Origin of the sequence: Limobrevibacterium gyesilva (genome assembly GCF_025989185.1) — a bacterium.
Lineage (GTDB): Bacteria > Pseudomonadota > Alphaproteobacteria > Acetobacterales > Acetobacteraceae > Limobrevibacterium > Limobrevibacterium gyesilva.
Window position 1 is genome coordinate 20,239 of the sequence record NZ_JAPDNT010000026.1, and the last position, 19,394, is coordinate 39,632.

Sequence of the window (19,394 nt, forward strand, 5' to 3'; positions counted from 1 at the left end):
CACTGTCCTCGGCAGACACCGCTTCGCGGCGGAGGAGGGCAGCATGATGGCGGAGCTCATGATCGAACTGGAGGCTCGCGATCCCGCGCGCAACCGCTTCCGCGCCTGGCGGATCGAGGCCGGGCGGGACCTGTTCGGAACCTGGACCACGCAGCTGCGCTTCGGCCGCATCGGCTGCCAGGGCAGGGTGCTGACGCGCGCCTTCGACAGCGAAGCCGAGGCACAGGCGTTCATCGGCGCCGGGCTGCGCCGCCGCGCCTCGGCGCCGGCCCGGATCGGCGTGCCGTATCGCTGCGTGCGCGCCACGGGTGCCGCGGACGCGTTGCTGCGCGCGGTTAACATAGTTACGAATCTACGTAACGACGGCACTACGTAGGCCCGATAGCGTGCCGGCCGGATTCCTGCCGGAGAATTTCGATTCGCGTTGACATGAAGTAAACGGTTACTTCATAAAGCGCCCAGAAACGAAACCAGCGCAGGAGGAAAGGCCCATGTCCGCTACCCATCCGGCCGGCACGCGCACCGTCTTCGTCCTCAACGGCCCGAACCTGAACCTCCTCGGCAAGCGGGAGCCCCACATCTACGGGCACGAGACCCTTGCCGACGTCGAGGCGGAATGCCGCCGCGTGGCGGGCGAACTCAGCCTCGACATCCGCTTTCATCAGACCAACGCCGAATTCCAGCTGATCGACTGGATCCACGAGGCCCGCGAACAGGCGGCCGGCATCGTCATCAACCCTGCCGCCTTCTCGCACTACTCGGTCGCCGTCCTGGACGCGCTCAAGGCCTGCAGCTTCCCCATTCTCGAAGTGCACATCTCCAACATTCATCAGCGCGAGGAATTCCGGCACCATTCCTTCGTCTCCCACGTCGCCGCCGGCGTGATCTGCGGCTTCGGCACGCAGGGCTACGTCTTCGCGCTGCAGCGCCTCGCGCGCCTGCTCGCCAAACCCGCGACGTAACCCGCTCGGGCCACCGGCCCCCACATTTTCCGCCTCGCTACGCCGTGCCGGACATCGCCAGCACTTCATCTCGATCACAAGGGAGGAACGTCCGTGCAGTCCCAAGCCACAGCAACGCAGCCACCCCCCACGGCCGCCGCCGCGCAACGCCCGACCCGTGCGCGCTTCGCCATCCTGGCCCTCATCGCCGTCGGCACGATGATCAACTACCTGGACCGCACCGTGCTCGGCATCGCCGCGCCGCGGCTGAGCGTGGATCTCGGCCTGACCCCCGCGGTCATGGGTGTCGTGTTCTCCGCCTTCGCCTGGACCTACGCGGCAACGCAGATCCCCGGCGGCGTGTTCCTGGACCGCTTCGGCGTGAAGCTGACCTACTTCCTCTCCGTCAGCTTCTGGTCGCTGTTCACCCTCCTCCAGGCATTCGCGACGGGTCTCTACTCCCTCCTGTTCTACCGGTTCGGCCTCGGCGTCTCGGAAGCGCCCTGCTTCCCCGCCAACAGCCGCGTCGTCGGCACCTGGTTCCCGCAGCAGGAACGAGCGACGGCAACCGGCATCTACACGGTGGGCGAGTATATCGGCCTCGCCTTCTTCAGCCCGATCCTGTTCTGGATCATGGGCGCCTTCAGCTGGCATGCGCTGTTCATCGTCGTCGGCGTCCTCGGCGTCGCGTTCGGCATCGTCTGGTGGTTCTGCTACCGCGAGCCGCATGAGAGCCGGGCGGCGAACCAGGCCGAGCTGGACTACATCGCGGCCGGCGGCGGCCTCGCCCCGAAATCCGCGGAGAAGGTCCCGTTCTCCTGGAAGAACGTCGGCCACCTGCTTTCCTATCGCCAGATCTGGGGCGCGGCGCTGGGGCAGTTCGCCGGCAATGCGACCCTGGTCTTCTTCCTGACCTGGTTCCCGACCTATCTCGCGACCGAGCGCCACATGGGCTGGGTCAAGGTCGGCTTCTTCGCCGTCATGCCGTTCATCGCCGCCGCGATCGGCGTGCTCGCCGGCGGCTGGTTCTCCGACCTGCTGCTGAAGCGCACGGGATCGGCGAACATCGCCCGCAAGCTGCCGATCATCGCCGGCCTGCTGCTCGCTTCCCTGATCATCGCGGCCGACTACGTGAATACCGACATGACCGTGATCGCGATCCTGTCCGTCGCCTTCTTCGGCCAGGGCATGGTCGGCCTGGGCTGGACCGTGATCTCGGACATCGCCCCCAAGGCGCTGATGGGGCTGACCGGCGGGCTGTTCAACTTCGCGACCAATCTCGCGGGCATCATCACGCCGATCGTGATCGGCGTCATCATCGGCACCACCGGCTCGTTCGCCTGGGCCCTGGCCTTCGTCGGCGCGATCGCCCTGGCGGGAGCGCTGTCCTACATCTTCATCCTCGGCGACATCCACCGTATCGAGCTGGAGCCCGCGACGTGACCCACCCTGCCCGCATCGCCGTCGTCGGCGCCGGCCTGATCGGCCAGGCCCATATCCGGCGCATCATCGATGAGCCGGACGCGGCGCTGGCGGGCATCGCCGATCCGTCGCCGCGGGCGAAGGAACAGGCAGGCGCCCTGGGCGTGCCGTGGACTGCGGACATCGAAACGATGCTGGCGAAGGCGAAGCCCGACGGCGTCGTCATCGCCACACCGAACCGGCTCCACGTCGCCGGCGGCCTGGCCGCCGTCGCGGCCGGCGTGCCGATGCTGCTGGAGAAGCCGGTCGCGGACGACGTGGCAGGCGCCCTCAGGCTGGTCGAGGCGGCGGAGCAGACCGGGGTGCCGATCCTGGTCGGCCACCACCGCCGCCACAGCCCCCTGATCCAGCGGGCCAAGGAGATCGTCGCCTCCGGGCGCCTGGGAAAGATCACCGCCGTGACCGGCCTGTGCTGGTTCCTCAAGCCGGCGGACTATTTCGAGGGCAAGGGCTCCTGGCGGCGCGAGCCCGGCGCCGGGGTCGTCCTGATCAACCTGATCCACGTCGTCGACGACCTGCGCAACATCTGCGGCGACGTGGCGAGCGTGCAGGCCGCCCAGTCCAATGCCGCGCGCGGCTTCCCGGTCGAGGACACGGCGGCGATCATCCTGCGCTTCCGCAACGGCGCGCTGGGCACCCTCACGATCTCGGATTCGGCCGCCGCCCCCTGGAGCTGGGAACTGACTTCGGGCGAGAACAAGGCTTATCCGCACACCGACCAGTTCTGCTACCTCGTCGCGGGGACGGAGGGCTCGGTGACGATCCCGCGGCTCGATGTCTGGCACTACGGGGCGGAGCAGCACTGGTGGGCGCCGCTCGAAGCGCAGCGGAGCTTCGTGCCGGAGCAGGATCCGCTGACCTTGCAGATGCGCCATTTCTGCGCGGTGGCGCGCGGCACGGCCAAGCCCCTCCTGGATGGCCGCGAAGGCACGCGAACGCTGGAGACGACGCTCGCGGTGAAGCGGGCGGCGGCGACGGGAGAGGTCGTGCACCTTGGCTGAACCCGGTCGGTATCAGGCCTTCCGGCGCGCCCCCTGAGGCTGCCGGCCCTGATGCGGCGCCGGCGCCGTCGCGCCTGCCTGCAGATAGCCGAGGACCGAAGCGACGGCCATTTCCTTGTGTGCCGCCCGCAGCGCGGGCGAGAGCGGGTCGTCCCGGAAGATCGTGCCGAGCGTGTAGCGGTTCGACACGCGGAAGAAGCAGAACGCCGTCATCAGCATGTGCAGGCCCAGAGGCGCCGCGTCCTTGCGGAAGACGCCCTGTTCCTGGCCGCGCTCCAGGATCGCCGCCAGCGCTTCCATCACCGTCGCATTCTGCTTCTGGATCGTCTCGGACACAGCGAGGTGCCTGGCGCGATGGATGTTCTCGATGCTCACCAGGCGCGTGAACTCGGGGTGGGCTTCCTGGTAGTCGAAGACGAACTCGACCAGCCGCCGGATGGCGTCGGCCGGCGCCAGGCCGTGCAGGGCGAGCCCCGCCTCCGCCTTGCGCATGGCGCCATAGGACTGCTCCAGCACCGTGCGGTACAGCCCTTCCTTGCTGCCGAAGTAGTAGTAGATCATTCGCACCGTGGTGCGCGTGCGCGCGGCGATGGCATCCACACGGGCGCCGCTCAGCCCGTGCTCCGAAAACTCCGCGATCGCCGCGTCAAGGATGTCGCGCCGCGTCTGCTCGGGGTCGCGCGAGCGCCGGCGATTCTCGTCCCCGGCATTCGCCTGCATTTCGGCTTCGGGCACAGGCATTTTCCGAATTAAGCGCTTCAATCATCATAGGGAGTCCGAGCTCCCTGCGGGAGGGGCGGACGCACAACAATGCGTCAAGGCCTTTGCTCCCGGCGCAAAAGCGCAGCCGCCCATGGTCCCTCCATGGGCGGCCGAGACTGGTGTCCTGCCCCCGAAGTTCGCCGCATCTTGCGGCGGACGCAGGGGCCAGCAGGCCACTGAAAACAAAGGACACTAGCCGTGACGATGTAACGCCGTCACGACGTAGGGCCGTGAAGCCGCCCAGGATCGCGAGGGGTGTCCGCCGGACAGGAGAGCGGCGGATAGTATTGCGGCGCCTCGCGGCGGTCGAACATGCCGTAGTCCCGGACGATCCGGACCCGGCGGCGGCGCCCGGCAGCGGGCGAGCCGTGCCGCTCCGCCGCGTCCGCCGCCGCCGCCGCATCCCGCCAGGACGACAGCAGGAGCAGGTCGCCCGGCGTCAGGACGGCGTCGAACACGTCCCAGTCCGTCAGCCCCGCGCCGCTCGTCGGCGCCCCGAGGCTGGCGGCGATCGTCTCGGGCGGCGCGTCCACGGGCAGACCCGGCGGCTGCCTTGCCTCGACGATGCCAACCAGCTTCGCCGGGCCGACTTCGGTTTCGTCCAGGGACCACTCCCGCACGGCGTGGCCCGAAGGCGGATGGGTGTCGGCCGCCACCGCGCCGACGCGCAGATGGTAATCCCCGAACACCTCCGACCGCCCCCGCACCTGCACCTCGTGGTGCAGGGCATGCGTGCGCCAACGCACCAGCGCTTTCTCGTCGCGCCAAGTCGACAGCGAGAGCACATAGCCGGGCCGGCGGAGCGAGCGGTAGCGGATGTTGTCGATGAAGCCATCCACCCGCACCAGTTCCGGCCGCAGCAGGGCGGCGAGGCCAAGGTAGTCATCCCACCGGTCGGGCCGGGGCAGGACCTCGAAGATGACGCAGAACATGCGGGGTCTCCTGAAGCTGTGATGTGGGAAAGGGGATGGCGCTCAGCCGCGCTCGCCCCCGAGCAGGAAGGTCTCGGTCTCGCGATACAGCGCGTGGCGGCCCTCCTCCAGATGCAGCAGATGCGTGGCGCGCCCGATCTTGATGTCGCGCTTCAGCGGCGCCGCGGTCAGCGCATCGAACAGCCAGCGTGCATCCGCGTCGGTCGTCAGGCTGTCCCATTCGCCGCGGATGATGCAGGCCGGCGCCTGAATGCGGCCGGGGTCGTAGGCGAGCCGGCCGTGCCAGGCGTCCTGGATATCGGCGCGCGGCCCGCCGGGAATGGCGACCGAAGGCGGCGTGCGGGTGCCGCTGTCCGGGTCGTTGGCGAGGTACAGCGCCGCCCACGCCGCGAAATGCCGCCGCGACAGCACCGGTGGATGGCCGGGCGGCACGTCCTCGACGAAACGTCTCCATTGCGCCTCGACGGTCACAAGTGCCCAGGCCGCGAGCGTGACGGGATCGCCGGGGCCATGTCGTTGGGTGATCGGCCCGAACAGGACCAGCCTTTCCACGAGTTGCGGCTGCAGCGTCGCGAACAGGCCGGCGGCGATGGTGCCCCAGGAATGCGCGACCACGTGGACGGACGCCACGCCGCAGCGTTCCGTGATGAAGCGCGCGACGCGCTCGATCTGCTGCGCCGCGTCGGATGCCCGGCCCGGCGGAGCGTTGCGGTCCGCCGCCATGCGCATGGCGGGATAGCGGCCGGACCCGCCATAGCCGAGGCAGTCGAATGCCCAGACATGGAAGCCCGCATCGGCCAGCGCGTCGCGCCAGGACCGGCCGTCGAAGCGATGCGCGACCGAGAGGGCGGACGGGAAGGTGGCTCCATGGACATACAGGACCGCCCGCGGTGGCCCGGCAGCCTGCGCCGGCGGCGGCAGATGGCGCAGGAGGAGATGCAGCCCGTCATGCTGGCTGGGGATGCGGAACAACTGCTCGCGCGGGTCGAGCCTGTTGTCGGCGGCGCAGTTGGTTTCGGTCATCGGCAGGGCGGTAGCTCCGGTTCGCGATCGGCCGTGCGAAGGAGCGCCGGCTGTCGTCACTCGATCGCATGCCGGCGCGCGCCAATGCTTCGGCCCCGGCCGAAGCATCCCGGGTTCATGTCGCTACGTAACATCATCGCTACGTATGGTCGTATCGCCCTTGGTGGTCCGCGCCAGGGGCGAGCAGGGGGCTATGCGGTCAGACGCCAGCCAGCAGCACGTCGATGGCGCCGATCACGACCTCTCGCTGGTCGCGCAACGAGGCGATGCGAACGCCCAGGCCGGTGCGTTTGACGGCTGCGACAAGGTGGGTTGCCATCACGACGTCCTGGCCTTCCACGTTGAACAGCGGATGCAGCCGTTCGGCTCGGCGTCCGAAAACGCGGGCGTGGACCAGCGGCACGACGACCCGCGTATCGAGGTCGTCCAGCAGGTCGGCCTGCACGTCGAGGAGAAAGGGCGCGTAGTCCCGGGAGTCGCCGGGATTCCGATGGACGTCGCACTGCATCAGAACTGCCGCTGCCCGTCGCTCCAGAGGCCGCGTTCGGCGAGGAACGCGTTGGCATCGGCCAGGGCGCCACGGTTCGCGGCCAGCCAGCGCTGCCGGCGCCGCTCCGCCACCACCTCGCGCAGCCGATTCTCCAGCGTGGCGGACAGGTTGATGTCCAGCGCGCGGGCCTGGTCCAGCAGCTCGGCGTCGATCGAGACGTTCGTGCGGGCCTTGAGGGGCATCTTCCCGACTTTCGTGTGCATCATCTACACACACGATATCGGCACATCCCGGCCTGTTCAAGGAATGCCGCCGCATGGCGAGACCGTTCGCGCCGGCCATCACACTACGTCGTTACATACCTACGAACTTACGTCTTCACATGATCCAGCATGCCCGCCTTGGCGGCCCGTGCCAGCAGATGCGCGACCGAGGAGGACGCCCAGCGCAGCGAACCGCGCGGCGTCCGCTCCCGCATCGCTTCCAGCTGGGCGGCGATGGCCCGCAGCGACAGCGTGGGGTTGGCGCGGGCGATGCCGGCCGCGATCGCCACCAGCCGGTCCGGCGGGCGGCGGCGTGGGGCAGGGATCAGCAAGGCGGCATCGGCCAGCCCCTCGGCGACGAAGCGGCGCACCGCGCGGATCAGCCGCGCCTCGCTCCAGCGTGCCCGCCCGGGATCGAGCCCACTGTTCAGGACCTGGACAACGTCGCCCCAGGGGTGGTCCGGGCGCAGGCGCCGCACCGTGGGCAGCCAGTTCTCGGCATCCGCGATCAGCCCCGCCAGCGTCGCATCCCGCCGCGCCGCCGCCACGCGGCGCAGGGCGGCGGGATCGCGCGCCCGCAGCCCGGGATTGCCACCGATCCGGCCCCGCGCCCGCGCGGCCGCGAGCCCGGCGCGGGTACGCTCGCGGATCAGTTCCCGCTCAAACTCCGCCGCCGCCCCCAACACCTGCAGCGTGAACAGCCCCTGCGGGCTCGACGTGTCGATGGGGTTGCCGAGGGAGCGGAAATGCGCGCCGCGCGCCCGCAGGCTCTCGATCACCGCCAGCAGATGCGACAGCGAGCGGGCCAGGCGGTCGATGCGCACCACCATCAGTGTGTCGCCGCGGCCAACCCGGGCCAACGCGCGAGCAAGCTGGGCGCGCGTCCTGCTGCCGCCCGAGGCACGCTCCTCGAAGACCTCGTCACAACCGGCGGCGCGCAGGGCGTCGGTCTGGACGTGGATGGTCTGGTCCTCGGTGGACACACGCGCATAGCCAATCATCGTCATGTAATTGTTTTGCCAGCGATTTATGACACTGTCCAATATCCAGGATCATCAGAGGCCGCCCGTTTGAATGCGTGCCTCAATGGGGCAGCGCGGGAAAAAAGGCCGAATACGAGGGTATTGCGCGTGACATCCGGCGGATGACTCGCAGAAAAGCAGGGTATTCGGCCTGTGGGATTCGTTCGGCCCATTTCCACTAAGATAGAGAAGAAAAGGAGAGACTTGCCTCTGGATCGGGAAATTCCTCACTATTCTTCCGATGAATAACGAACCAGATGCCATACCCCGGGAAACCGGCGCCGAGGCATGGCGCACCCTGCTGCAGCCGCTCGCCCGCGCCCAGGATGCGCTGGCGCGGCTGGAAGCAACGGCCGCCGCCGTTTCGCCGGACGTCCGGGAGGGCCTGCGCGCGCGGCTTGCCTATCGCGAGGCCGCCGGCTGGCTCGCCCATCACGGCCACTGGATCCACCCCGTCGACCTCGCTCTGCGCGATGCCGGGCTGACCGGCTCCTATACCGCCGCGCGACTGGGCGCGCGCCTGCCGTCGGTGCTGCCAGTCACCACCCGCGACGCCGAGGCGGGGGAAGGCGAGGCCGACGTGCCCGAGGACCAGGATGTCGCCCTCGCGCTGACGGTCGCGCGGCTCTGGCGCCGGCTGGCGGAGCTGCGCACTTGGCAGCCGCTCGAATCCGCGGAAGCCCTGGCGGCGGCGCTCGCGCCGCTCGGCGGCGCGGCCGGATCCTTCGCCGCCTTGCAGGATCTCCTGGCCACCGCCGATCTGCCGCCGCTGCTCGTCGCCGGGATCGTCGTGCGCGACTGGAGCGTGGGCAGGGCAGGGCAGGGGGAGCGCCGAGATCGGCTCGCCGCCCCTGGGATCCTTGTCGCCGCCTGCATCTGGCGGGCGCAGGACGGCCGGGGTGATCCGGGCCTCCCGGTCTGGTCCGCCCCGGTGCAGCGGCTGCACCGTCTGGCGCTGCAGCCGCGCGCGCTCTGGCTGCCGGGCTTCCTCGACTGCGTGGCCGAGGCGGCCGGGCTGGCCGCGCGCGAACTGGCCCGGCTGCGCCAGGCGGAAGCCCGTGCCGCCACGCTGGAGCGCACGGCGCGCTCGCGCCTGCCCCAGGCGGCGGCACTGGCCCTGCGCCATCCCGTCATCTCCGCGCGCCTGCTGGCGGACCGGCTGCGGATCAGCCATCGCGCCGGCCTCGACCTGACGCGGCAGATGGTGGACGCCCGGCTGATCCGCGAGGCGACGGGGCGCGAGTCCTGGCGGGCCTTCGTCGTCGTTTGATCCTGTCCGGGCGGGGGCTTTGCTATATCAAGCGGTTGACGCCCCTTGCAGAATGCAAGCAGGCGATGGCGCAGCACGGCCGCAGGGCAACGAATGAACCGCGAAACCTCCATCTACCTGGACCTCGTCCGGATCGCGGCCGCCAGTCTCGTCTTCCTCTCGCATGCGTCCTGGCAGCAGAACTCCGGCGGCGTCCTGTGGCAGTTGCAGGGGCACGGGCGGGAGGCCGTGGACGTCTTCTTCGTCCTGTCCGGCTTCGTCATCGGCCATGTCGTGGAGACGCGCGAGCATTCCGCCCTGACCTACACGGTGCACCGGGCGGCGCGGGTCTGGTCGGTCGCCCTGCCGGCGCTGCTGATCACCTTCGCCCTTGACCGGGCCGGCCAGTCCCTGCGGCCGGAGCTGTACCAGGAATGGTGCTGCGAAGCCCACCATGGCGGCATCTGGAGCTTCGTCGCCGGGGCGTTCTTCCTCAACGATATCTGGACCCATCACGCCCCGCCCGGCTCGAACGTGCCTTACTGGTCGCTGGGCTACGAGGTCTGGTACTACGTTGCCTTCGGCGTCGCAGTCTTTGCGCGGCCGCCATGGCACCTGCTGGGTCCGGTGCTGGTCATGGCCGCGGTCGGGCCTGGGATCGCCGCACTGTTCCCGCTCTGGCTGCTCGGCCGGCTCTGCTATCGGCTGTGCGTGCGGCATGTCCCCGGGCCGCGTTTCGGGGCTATGCTGCTCGCGCTCGGCATCGTCGGCTTTGCGGTCTACGAGACCGAGGCGGTCCGCTACCACGAGATCTACGACCCGTTCGAACTCACGCCCACGCGCCTGCACGACTACGCCCTCGACCATCTCGTGGGCGTGCTGTTCGCGGTGCATCTGCTGGGTTTTCGCGCCCTCTCCGCGACGGTTCCGGGGATGCTGGACCGGTTGGCCGGGCCGGCGCGCTGGCTCGGGGGCGCCACGTTCACGCTCTACCTGCTGCATCTGCCGCTGATCCATGCGCTGGTCGCCGTCTCGCCCTGGCCGGTCACGTCCTGGGCCACGCGCGGCCTGGTCTTCATGGCGCCGCCGGTCATCGTGCTGGCCCTGGCGGAGGTGACCGAGCGGCGCAAGCACGCCTGGCGGGAGCGCCTGGCGGGGCTCCTGCGCCTGGCGGTCAGGGCAACGTCAGGCTGACCGCCCCAGCACGCGGCGGAACAAAGCGAGCTGGCCGGCGCTGGTCTCGTCCCAACCGAACCGCTCCGCATAGGCGCGGGTGGCCGCGCGATCGGGCAGGGCAGCGAACAGCCGCCGCACCCCGGCGGCGATGCCGGCGGGGGTGTTGCTCTCGACGACCAGCCCGGCCTCCGGCGCCCGCACGACTTCGGGGTTGCCGGGGATGTTGCTGGCGACCACTGGGGTGCCGCAGGCCATGGATTCCAGCAGCACGTTCGCCCAGCCCTCCCGGCTCGACGCCAGCACCATCGCATCCGCCGCCCCGTAGAATAGCGGCAGCCGCGCATGCGGCTGGGCGCCGAGGAGGCGGACGCGGGGGGAGAGGCCGAGTTTCGCAATTTGCGATGCGAGCTTTTCCCGATCCGGCCCTTCCCCGACGATGATCAGGTCGAAGTCCGGCAGTTCGGTCATGGCCGCGATGGTGCGGTCGTGGCCCTTGCGTTCGATCAGCAGGCCGACCGAGATCAGGGTCGGGCGGGTCAGGCCCAGGGCAGCGCGGGCGGCGGCGCGGTCGACGGGGCGGAAGGTTGACGTATCCACGCCGTTACGTAACGTCGTAACCTTGTCCGGGGCGGCGCCCAGCGCGATCATGCGGTCGCACAGGGCCGAACTGACGCCGATCAGGCCGTCGGCACGCGCCAGCGCGGTGCGAATGAGCCGCCTGGGTATGGCGTGGCCGGGAAGCTGGGTCACGTCCGAGCCGCGCGCGGTGATGACCACCGGCTTGCCGAAATGCCGGCCCAGCCACACCGCGGCGACGCCGTCGGGGTAGGCGTAATGGGCGTCGATCACGTCGAAGCGGAGCCCGTCCGCGACCAGCCGGCGCAGGGCGCGCCGGCTGGCGAGGTAGAGCAGCAGCGGGGCCGCGGACATGCCGAGCTTCGGGATCACGCCGTAGCGGGGATGATGGATCGTCAGCCCATGGCGCGCCTCCTGGGCCGGCACCCGGGCGAACCGGCTCCAGGCGCCGAAGCGGGCGCCCGTGAACGGGAACCAGGGAGTTGGCGCCATCACCACGCTCGTGGCCTCGCCGGTCGCCACCAGGTGGCGCAGGCGGTTCTCGACGAAGATCCCGTGATTGGGCCGCTCGCTGTCGGGAAACAGCGTGGTGAAGGTCAGCAGCCGGATCATTGGCCCCGCGAGAGGTCGTTCAGCAGCCGCGCCGCGGCGGCACGGTCCTCGAAATCGACCAGCCCCTGCACGATCGGCCGCAGCACCCGGATCGATTCCTCGCGCCGCCCGGTGTCCTTCAGGGCGACCGCCAGATGGTACTGCACCGTCGGGTCGCCGCCGATCTGGGCGCTGGCCTGGCGCAGCAGCGACAGCCCGGTCGCGGCATTGCCGTCGGTGGTCAGGATCCATCCCAGCGTGTCCGCGGACTGCGGGGTCGGCGACACCAGATAGGCCTTCTGCGCCGCCGCCCGCGCGCGCGGGTCGCCGCGCTGCTGATAGACCCAGGCGAGGTTGTTGAGCGCGCCGGGATCGCCGGGGCGCTTGCGCAGGACGACCTGAAGATGCGCCTCGGCGTCGAAGAACCGGCGGGCGATGATGTCCATCGACGCCAGCCCCTCGGCGGCCATGTCGTCGGCGGGGTGGTTGACCAGCCAGTCGCGCAGCGTCTGCGTGGCCTGCTCCGTTCGTCCGGAGGCGTTCAGCGCGCCGACCAGACGCAGCAGCAGCGTGGTGGAGGAATCCGCCCGCATCTCGCCCGCATACACGGCCGCGGCGTCGGCGAAGCGGCCGGCGAGCATGTAGATGTCGCCCTTGAGCCACCGCGCCGCCGGCAGGTTCTTCGGATCGCGTGCGAGCTGCTCGGCGCTGGCCAGCGCCGCGTCCAGGCCGTCGGTCTTGTAGACCGTGCTGCCATAGGACTGCAGCAGGGCGCCGTCACCCGGAGTCACCTTCAGCCCGTCCGTGATCACCGTCTTCGCGGCGGAGCCGTCTTTCGCGGCGACGAGAAGCTCGGCGAGCATGCGCCGCGTCGGCACGTCGCCCGGCGCCTGGTCGAGAATCTCGTGATAGGTGGCGCGCGCCTCGGCCGGCATGCCCAGCGCGGCCTGGACCCGCGCCTTGGCGCCCAGCAGGGTGGTGTTGCCGGGCTGGTCCTTCAGCACCTGGTCGACCAGCGCCAGCCCTTTCCTGGCCGCGCCGGTGCGGACATACAGGTTGGCCAGGCCGATGGCGATGTCGGTGTCCTTCGGCGCGGCGGCGTGCGCGCCTTCCAGCAGCGCCACGGCCTGTGCCGCCTTGCCGTCGCCCAGCAGCAGCGAGACCATGTTGGCCAGCGCCGTCGGCTCGGTCGGCTGGCGTTGCAGCACCTCCGTGAGCACCTTCTGCGCGTCGCCTGCCTTGTCCTGCAGCACCAGCACCTTCGCCAGGTTGATGCGCGGCTGGATCGCGTCCGGGTACTGCCCGATCGTCTCGTTCAGGGTGGCCACCGCGCCGGGCAGGTCGAGCTGGGCCATCCGGATCAGCGCCGTCAGGTTGCCGACCGTCTCGGTGTTCCCCTGCGCCTTGCGCAGCCGTTCCAGCGCGACCACCGCGCGATCGATCTCGCCGGCGGAAATGGCGGCGATGACCAGCGCCTCGCCGGCGCCGGCCTGGGCCGGCGACAGCTCCAGCGCGTGCTCCAGGTCGCCGGTGGCGCGCACGGCGTCGCCCATGCCCATGCGGACCGCCGCCAGCCGGGTCAGGATGTCGGCATTGTCGGGCGACAGGGCGGCGGCGCGCTCCATGCTCTGCACCGCCTGCTCGGGCTTGCCGGCCAGCACATAGGCGCGGCCGAGCAGGTCGAGCATCTCGGAATCGGCGGCACCGCCGGCGGCGGCCTTGCCGAGCACCTCGATGGCGCGGGTGCTGCGCCGCCCGGCCAGCTCGATCTTCGCGAACAGCTTGATCGCATCCGGATCGTCCGGGTTGCGGGCCAGGAAGCGGTTGGCGGCCTCGGTGGCCTGCTCGGCCTGGCCCAGGTTGTATTTGGTGATCGCCTGGAAGAAATAGCCGCGCGGGAATCGCGGCAGCAGCGACGTGATCTTGGTGAACGAGGCATCCGCGCCCGTGTAGTCCTCGGCTTTGACCTGCAGGACCCCCTGCAGATAGATCCCCATCGCACTGCGCGGCTCGAGCTTCAGGGCGGCTTCCACGTCCTCGCGCGCGCGCGTGTCCTGGCCGTTGATCAGCAGGATGTTCGCCCGCTCCAGCCGGGCCGCGAGCAGGTTCGGGTTCAGCGCCAGTGCGGCATCGAACGCTTCGAGCGCGCGCACGCGATCGCCCTTCAGGTTCAGCAGCTGGCCCTTGAGCAGCAGCGCGTCGGTGGAGCGGGAATTGATCTGCAGCGCGCGACCGACCTTCTGTTCGGCCGCGGGGAAGTCGCGGCGGGCGATGGCGACGCGGGCGGAAGCGATGGCCGCGTCCACCGATTGCGGCTGCAGCCGCTCGGCCTCGGCGGCCGAGGCCAGCGCCGCCGCCGGATCGCCGACCGAAAGCTGCGCCATCGCCCGCATCACCAGCAGCGGCACCGCTTGGTCCGCCGGCAGGCCCTGCGGCGAGAAGTCGCGCAGCAGATCCTTGTAGCGGCCCTGCGCCATGTAGGCCTGGGCCAGCAGCGGGTTCACCGCGCGGGCGTCGAAACCCATGTCGCGCGCGACCTTCAGCTCCTTCTCGGCGGCGACCGGATCGCCGAGGCGGAGCTGCACCTGGCCGAGGCGGAAATGCGCGGCGCTGTTCTGCGGATTGGTGCGCACGGCGTTGCGCAGCTCGATCTGCGCGCTCTTGAGGTCGCCGCGGTCCAGCATCCGCTGGGCGAGGGTGTAGGAATCGGGAGCGCGGCCGTACTTCCACCAGACCGCGCCGGCGATGGCGCCGATGAAGAGCACGGGGAGCAGGATCAGCAGAAGCTTCTTCATCCGGATTCAGTCCATGTTCGCCCCGCCAGGGGGACTGTTTGGCCGGTCGGGGATAGGCCGGAACGAGGCTCAGCCGGTGTTGGTCGAGTGCGAAACCGCCTGCCCCGCGGCAGCATCCGACGCATCGCCCGGCGCGTGCGCCACGCCGTGCGCCTCCATCAGCGTATAGAGCGTGGGGCGGCTGATGCCGAGCAGCTTGGCGGCGGTGGCCAGCGTGCCGTTGCTGCGCGCCAGCGCCTTCTGCAGCACCTCGCGCTCGGCGCGCAGGCGGGCGGCCCGCAGGTCGAGGCCGTGAGGATCGGTGGCGCCGGGAGCCAGCTCCAGGTCGGCGGCGTCGATCAGCCGCGCATCGGCCATCACCACGGCGCGCTTCATCCGGTTTTCCAGCTCGCGCACATTGCCGGGCCAGGCGTGGCCGGAGATGGCCGAGATCGCCTCCTCGGTGAAGCCGCGGATGTTGCGGCCGAACTCGCGGTTGAAGCGGCTGAGGAAGTAGCGCGCCAGCAGCATTGCGTCACCCGGCCGGTCGCGCAGCGGCGGGATGCGCACGGTGACCGAGTTCAGGCGGTAGAACAGGTCGTTGCGGAACCGCCCTTCGCCGACCTGCTCCTCCAGCATCATGTTGGTGGCGGAGACGATGCGCACGTCCACGGGAATGGTCTGGCGTCCGCCGATCCGCTCGATCACCTGCTCCTGCAGGAAGCGCAGCAGCTTGACCTGGAGCTGGTGCGGCAGGTCGCCGATCTCGTCGAGGAACAGCGTGCCCTTGTTGGCCGCCTCGATCTTGCCGATGGTCTGCTTCACCGCGCCGGTGAAGGCGCCGCGCTCGTAGCCGAACAGCTCGCTTTCCAGCAGGTTTTCGGGGATCGCGCCGCAGTTGATGGCGATGAAGGGCTGCTTGGCGCGCGGGCCGAGCTCGTGCACCGCACGCGCCAGCGCCTCCTTGCCGGTGCCGCTCTCGCCCAGCAGCAGCACAGAAACATTGGTGGTCGCCAGCCGCTCGATGGTGCGGCAGACCTTCAGCATGGCGTCGCTGGCGGTGATGATGCGCTTGATGGGCGAGGGCGCGGGCGCTTCCGCCAGGCGGCGGTTCTCGTCTTCCAGTTCGTGCAGGCGCACCGCCCGGTCGATGATGGTGCGCAGCAGGTCGATGTCCATCGGCTTCTCGCAGAAGTCGTAGGCGCCGCTGCCGATTGCACGCAGCGCGTGCATCCGGTCGCCGTGGCTGGTGGCCACGATCACCTTCATGTTCGGCACCTGCCGCACCAGCGCTTCCAGCGTGGCGAAGCCTTCGGTGACGCCGTCGGGATCGGGCGGCAGGCCGAGGTCGATGATGGCAACCGAAGGGCGTTCCTTCTGCGCGGCGGCCAGCGCCTGCGGCCGCGCATGGGTGATCACCAGGTCGCAGCCCGGGAACGCCCAGCGGTACTGGCTGCAGAGTCCCTCGTCGTCCTCGACGATCAGAAGTTTCGGCTTGCTCATGGTGCTTCCTGTCGAGGCGGGCGCGAAGTTCGGATTGCTCGCGGCAGCGTGATCGGCGTCATGACGTGCTTCTGCCACGTCCTGCGCCGGATCGCACGATTTCGTGGGGGCTGACTGCACCCGGCCGGCCGGATGCGGCGGCACATGATGGAATAGGGCGCCGGCTGGACGACGTTACGCACCGATGTCTTTACATGCATACGTCAACTGCAACCCGCCTTGCCTCGCCGTTTCCCCGCGGCCGGGACCGCCAACGTCGCGCGGTCGAAATCTTTTCGGAGAGCGGCGAACATACAAGAAGCCCGCTTCCAGACCAATCCCACGCCCGCTCCGGGCGGGCGCGGAAACCGGTACGGGACTGCGCGGAAGAATTTCATGCCGAATGAGCACCAAGCCCGGCCGACGAGCCTCGGTGCGTGGCGACACCCGATCTGGCCGAGAAAATCACATGATGTCAGCGCGTACTCGGCGTACGCCCGAGTGCAATTCTGCTGTCAGTGTGTTGCGCGCCCGCAGGGCCGGCGGACGAGATGCGATTGCGCTCCGGTCCGTCCCGCTTAAAGTGAATTCGGCCTCCGTCCTACGGCATGCCCCTACCAGATCAGCGGGATCAGGCGGTAGCGCACACGCGCGGCATAGGCGGCGTAGCCCTCCAGCTCGGCGCTGAGCATGCGCTCCTCCAGCACCGCACGCAGGGCGATCAGGGCAATCAGCGCCGGCACCAGCGCAAGCCCGTACCAGGAGCCGAGCAGCAGCGGCGTGCCGAGGAAGAACAGGATGGCCCCTGCGTACATCGGGTGGCGCACGTAGCGGTAGGGACCGGAGGAAATCACCGTCTGCCCGCGCGCCGCCTGGATCTTCACCACCGGGGCGGCATAGCTGTTCGCCTGGAACACCAGAGAGACAACGGCGATCGAAATGAAGATCAAGGCCGCGCCCACGCCCTGCACCCAGGGCGACACCGCCGACCAGCGGTATCTCGCGGCATCCAGCGCCATCAAGACGAGCCAGAAGCAGAACAGCGCCGTCACGCCCGCCATGAACACCTTGTCCCAGCCCTTCTGCGCACGCTGCACCGGAGAGGCCAGGCGCTCGGCCAGCAGCGCCGGATCATGCATGGCAAGCCAGAGCCCGACGACAATGGAGAGCACGCCGGTTTCCGCCAGGAACAGCCAGGCCCCAGGCCAGTCAACCCGGCCGGCGGGCAGGAACAGCAGCACGGCCATGACGGCCAGCCACAGCACGGTCTGGACAAACAGCCTCGTAACCATTTCGGCCGCCTTTCTTGAAGGGCAGGGCTCTGCCCTGCACCCGCCAAGGGCCATTCGGCCCTTGGATCCCGCGACTCTCTTGGCTGCGTCAGCAGCCTTCAGATGATATCGGATATCAATTGAAGGCTGCTGACGCAGCCAAGAAAGTAAAGGATTGCAAAGGCTCCGCCTTTGCTGGGGTCCTCCGTCGCGCGCCTTCGCGCGATGTGGGGCAAAGCCACTGGTCTTTCACGCCGTTGCCGTGGCTGCTTGCGGGGCCGGGGCTTCGACCAGCGGCAGCAGCAGCCGCATGGTGGTTCCGCCGCCTGGACGGCTGGTCACCAGCAGGTCGCCGCCGGCTTCGCGCAGCAATTCGCGGGCCTGGAACGCGCCGATGCCGCTGCCGTCGGGCTTGGAGGTGCGGAACGGGCGGAACAATTCGTCGCGGATGAATTCGGGGGTCATGCCGGGCCCGTTGTCGGCGATGTCGATCAGCGCGCGGCGTGCTTCGTGGCGCAGGGCGATGCGCACGGGCTCGCCGGCTTGCGCCTCGCGCATCGCCTCGATGGCGTTGTCGAGCAGGTGGGTCACCACGGCGTCGAAAGCCGGCGGCGCCATGGCGACGCCGGCGGTGCGGCCGTCCTGCTCCAGCTCCACCGCGGCGCCGCGCAGGCGCCGGCAGTTGGCGACGATCGCCTCCAGTCGTTGGCCGGGCATGATGACGGCCTGGCTGATCTGGCTTTCGGGCGCCTGCAGCCGCTTGATCAGGGCGCCGATCTTCTGCACCGAGGCGCGGATGGTCGCCAGCATGTCGCGCTGGAATTCCGGGTTCTCCAGATGCGTCTCGGCGTTGGACAGCAGCAGCGAGAGCTGGCTGGACACGTTCTTGATGTCGTGGGCGACAAAGGCGAAGCGCTTGCCGTATTCGTGCAGCTGGCGGGTCTGCAGCAGCACCTCGGTGGCGCGCTGCTCGGCGACGTAGGTGGCGACCTGGCGGCCGACGATGCGCAGCAGGTCGAACACCTCGCGGTCCAGCTTGAAGGCGGCGCGCGGCGGGGCGACGAGGACGAAGCCGGTGAGGTGGCCGCCATGGTTCAGCGGCACCGCGAGCCAGGCGCCGGAAAGGTCGGGGACGACGGGTGCGGTCTCGACGATCCAGTCGCCGTCGCGGAAGGCCGCGATCAGGGGGTGGTCGTCCATCACCGGCGCGACGGCCGCCGGCATGTTCCAGGAGCCCACCCACTGGAACGCCGCCTCATCGCGCTCGCGCAGGAACAGCACGCCGCCGGGACTGTCGGCGATCTCCGCCAGCGCGCGGATGACGCGGGTATGCAGGGCGACATAGGCGTCGGGCGCGGACAGCGTGGCGATGCAGCGCATCCACTCGCGACGATAGTCGTAGCGGTGGCTGAAGAAGTGATCGACCAGCAGGATGCGCAGATGCGAGCGCGCCGAGCGCGAGGTGAGCAGCACGGCGATGGTGACGATGCCGGCGAAGATCAGGCTGACCTCGGCGACGCCGCCCCAGTCGGCGCCGATGTAGCGGAACGCCTCGCCGGCGGCGACCAGGCCGAGCAGGAAGATGCCGGAGACCACCAGTGTCGCGCTGTGGAACACGGCGGTGCGGGAGACGTGGATGTTGACGTCCCAGTCCGGCTTGTTGCGCGCCGCGGCGATGGCCAGCAGCGGGGCGACGATGGCGGTGGCGAGCGCGCGGCCGTCGTACAGCGCCGGCGAGATCTGGCGGAACAGCAGCGTGTCGCCGGACAGCGCGATGTCGTAGACGGACAGGGCGCCGAGGGCCACGCAGGGCAGGTTGATGTGCCAGCGCGCGTCTTCCGGCGTGTTCAGGTACAGGTTCTCGATCAGCAGCACGTTGCAGACGGCGAACCCCAGCCGTCCGACCACCCAGATGGACCAGAGCGAGACGGCGCCGCCCGGCGAGACGCGGCCGAGCAGCAGCATCACCGACGCCACCAGGACGGCGACCATGCCCATCATCATGAAGGCCTGACCGCGCTGGCGGCCGCTTTTCACCGCGCGCCGATACAGATGCAGGATGAAGACGCACCAGGCGGCGGGGCGCAGCAGGTCGAGGATGCCGGCGATCAGGCCGAACGGGGCGTGGCTCGCCATGGCCGCCGCAGCGGCCCAGCCGGCGGTGACGATGCAGGCGCCGGCCAGCAGCGTGCCGGTGCGGCTGAGCCGTGCCTGGGTGAAGATCAGCACCGTCAGCGCCGCATAGAGGGCCGCGCAGCCGCCGTGCAGCAGGGTCGTGGCGTTCATCCAGGCGGACATGCGTGGCCTTCTGCCACCGACGCCTGCAGCATGACAGCACCGTTCCCGTCCTGGTTGCAGA

At 69.7% G+C, this 19,394-nt stretch carries 17 protein-coding genes; 6 read left to right on the top strand and 11 right to left on the bottom strand.

Going from position 1 to position 19,394, the window contains the following annotated elements; genetic code table 11:
* Positions 1–43 precede the first annotated feature (43 nt).
* From OL599_RS20245 to OL599_RS20260, 4 genes are all read left to right on the top strand, one after another.
* The gene (locus tag OL599_RS20245; RefSeq protein WP_264715750.1) at positions 44–376 is read left to right on the top strand and encodes a WGR domain-containing protein; all 333 of its coding nucleotides are present in this window, start codon (positions 44–46) and stop codon (positions 374–376) included.
* A 115-nt stretch (positions 377–491) separates the two neighbouring features.
* Positions 492–962 carry a type II 3-dehydroquinate dehydratase gene (gene aroQ, locus OL599_RS20250; RefSeq protein WP_264715751.1) on the top strand — a complete coding sequence of 157 codons (471 nt, stop codon included), beginning with the start codon at positions 492–494 and terminating at the stop codon, positions 960–962.
* 93 nt (positions 963–1,055) lie between these two features.
* Positions 1,056–2,384, top strand: coding sequence for an MFS transporter (locus tag OL599_RS20255; protein ID WP_264715753.1), 1,329 nt, complete (start codon positions 1,056–1,058; stop codon positions 2,382–2,384).
* A complete protein-coding gene (locus OL599_RS20260) occupies positions 2,381–3,424 on the top strand; it encodes a Gfo/Idh/MocA family protein (protein ID WP_264715756.1) in 1,044 nt (347 codons plus the stop codon). The genes OL599_RS20255 and OL599_RS20260 overlap by 4 nt, the downstream gene beginning before the upstream one ends.
* A gap of 12 nt (positions 3,425–3,436) precedes the next feature.
* On the opposite strand, the gene OL599_RS20265 is transcribed toward OL599_RS20260, so the two are convergent.
* From OL599_RS20265 to OL599_RS20290, 6 genes are all read right to left on the bottom strand, one after another.
* Complete coding sequence (locus OL599_RS20265; RefSeq protein WP_264715758.1) at positions 3,437–4,165, bottom strand: TetR family transcriptional regulator; 729 nt, start codon at positions 4,163–4,165, stop codon at positions 3,437–3,439.
* A gap of 236 nt (positions 4,166–4,401) precedes the next feature.
* On the bottom strand, positions 4,402–5,118 hold the full coding sequence (locus OL599_RS20270) for an antibiotic biosynthesis monooxygenase family protein (RefSeq protein WP_264715759.1): 717 nt from the start codon (positions 5,116–5,118) through the stop codon (positions 4,402–4,404).
* Positions 5,119–5,160: 42 nt separating this feature from the next.
* Positions 5,161–6,141 carry an alpha/beta fold hydrolase gene (locus OL599_RS20275; RefSeq protein WP_264715760.1) on the bottom strand — a complete coding sequence of 327 codons (981 nt, stop codon included), beginning with the start codon at positions 6,139–6,141 and terminating at the stop codon, positions 5,161–5,163.
* 199 nt (positions 6,142–6,340) lie between these two features.
* Positions 6,341–6,649: a CcdB family protein gene (locus OL599_RS20280; RefSeq protein ID WP_264715761.1), complete on the bottom strand. Its 309-nt coding sequence runs from the start codon at positions 6,647–6,649 to the stop codon at positions 6,341–6,343.
* Positions 6,649–6,873 (bottom strand): type II toxin-antitoxin system CcdA family antitoxin, encoded by a 225-nt coding sequence (locus OL599_RS20285; RefSeq protein ID WP_264715762.1) that lies wholly within the window; start codon positions 6,871–6,873, stop codon positions 6,649–6,651. Before OL599_RS20285 ends, OL599_RS20280 begins: the two co-directional genes overlap by 1 nt.
* Positions 6,874–7,001: 128 nt before the next feature.
* Positions 7,002–7,901 carry a recombinase family protein gene (locus OL599_RS20290; protein WP_264715763.1) on the bottom strand — a complete coding sequence of 300 codons (900 nt, stop codon included), beginning with the start codon at positions 7,899–7,901 and terminating at the stop codon, positions 7,002–7,004.
* Positions 7,902–8,157: 256 nt separating this feature from the next.
* Between OL599_RS20290 and OL599_RS20295 the strand changes: the two genes are divergently transcribed.
* Together OL599_RS20295 and OL599_RS20300 are read left to right on the top strand one after the other, a co-directional pair.
* On the top strand, positions 8,158–9,186 hold the full coding sequence (locus OL599_RS20295) for a helix-turn-helix domain-containing protein (RefSeq protein WP_264715764.1): 1,029 nt from the start codon (positions 8,158–8,160) through the stop codon (positions 9,184–9,186).
* 93 nt (positions 9,187–9,279) lie between these two features.
* The gene (locus tag OL599_RS20300) at positions 9,280–10,359 is read left to right on the top strand and encodes an acyltransferase family protein (RefSeq protein WP_264715765.1); all 1,080 of its coding nucleotides are present in this window, start codon (positions 9,280–9,282) and stop codon (positions 10,357–10,359) included.
* Here the strand turns inward: OL599_RS20300 and OL599_RS20305 are convergent.
* From OL599_RS20305 to prsK, 5 genes are all read right to left on the bottom strand, one after another.
* Positions 10,351–11,529: a glycosyltransferase family 4 protein gene (locus OL599_RS20305; protein ID WP_264715766.1), complete on the bottom strand. Its 1,179-nt coding sequence runs from the start codon at positions 11,527–11,529 to the stop codon at positions 10,351–10,353. The two genes, OL599_RS20300 and OL599_RS20305, sit on opposite strands and share 9 nt — an antisense overlap.
* A complete protein-coding gene (gene prsT, locus OL599_RS20310; protein ID WP_264715767.1) occupies positions 11,526–14,303 on the bottom strand; it encodes an XrtA/PEP-CTERM system TPR-repeat protein PrsT in 2,778 nt (925 codons plus the stop codon). Before prsT ends, OL599_RS20305 begins: the two co-directional genes overlap by 4 nt.
* Before the next feature lie 69 nt (positions 14,304–14,372).
* Positions 14,373–15,785, bottom strand: coding sequence for a PEP-CTERM-box response regulator transcription factor (gene prsR, locus OL599_RS20315; protein ID WP_264715768.1), 1,413 nt, complete (start codon positions 15,783–15,785; stop codon positions 14,373–14,375).
* Between the two features lie 593 nt (positions 15,786–16,378).
* Positions 16,379–17,056 (bottom strand): methyltransferase family protein, encoded by a 678-nt coding sequence (locus OL599_RS20320; RefSeq protein WP_264715769.1) that lies wholly within the window; start codon positions 17,054–17,056, stop codon positions 16,379–16,381.
* 228 nt (positions 17,057–17,284) lie between these two features.
* Positions 17,285–19,321, bottom strand: coding sequence for an XrtA/PEP-CTERM system histidine kinase PrsK (prsK, locus tag OL599_RS20325; protein ID WP_264715770.1), 2,037 nt, complete (start codon positions 19,319–19,321; stop codon positions 17,285–17,287).
* Positions 19,322–19,394: the final 73 nt, after the last annotated feature.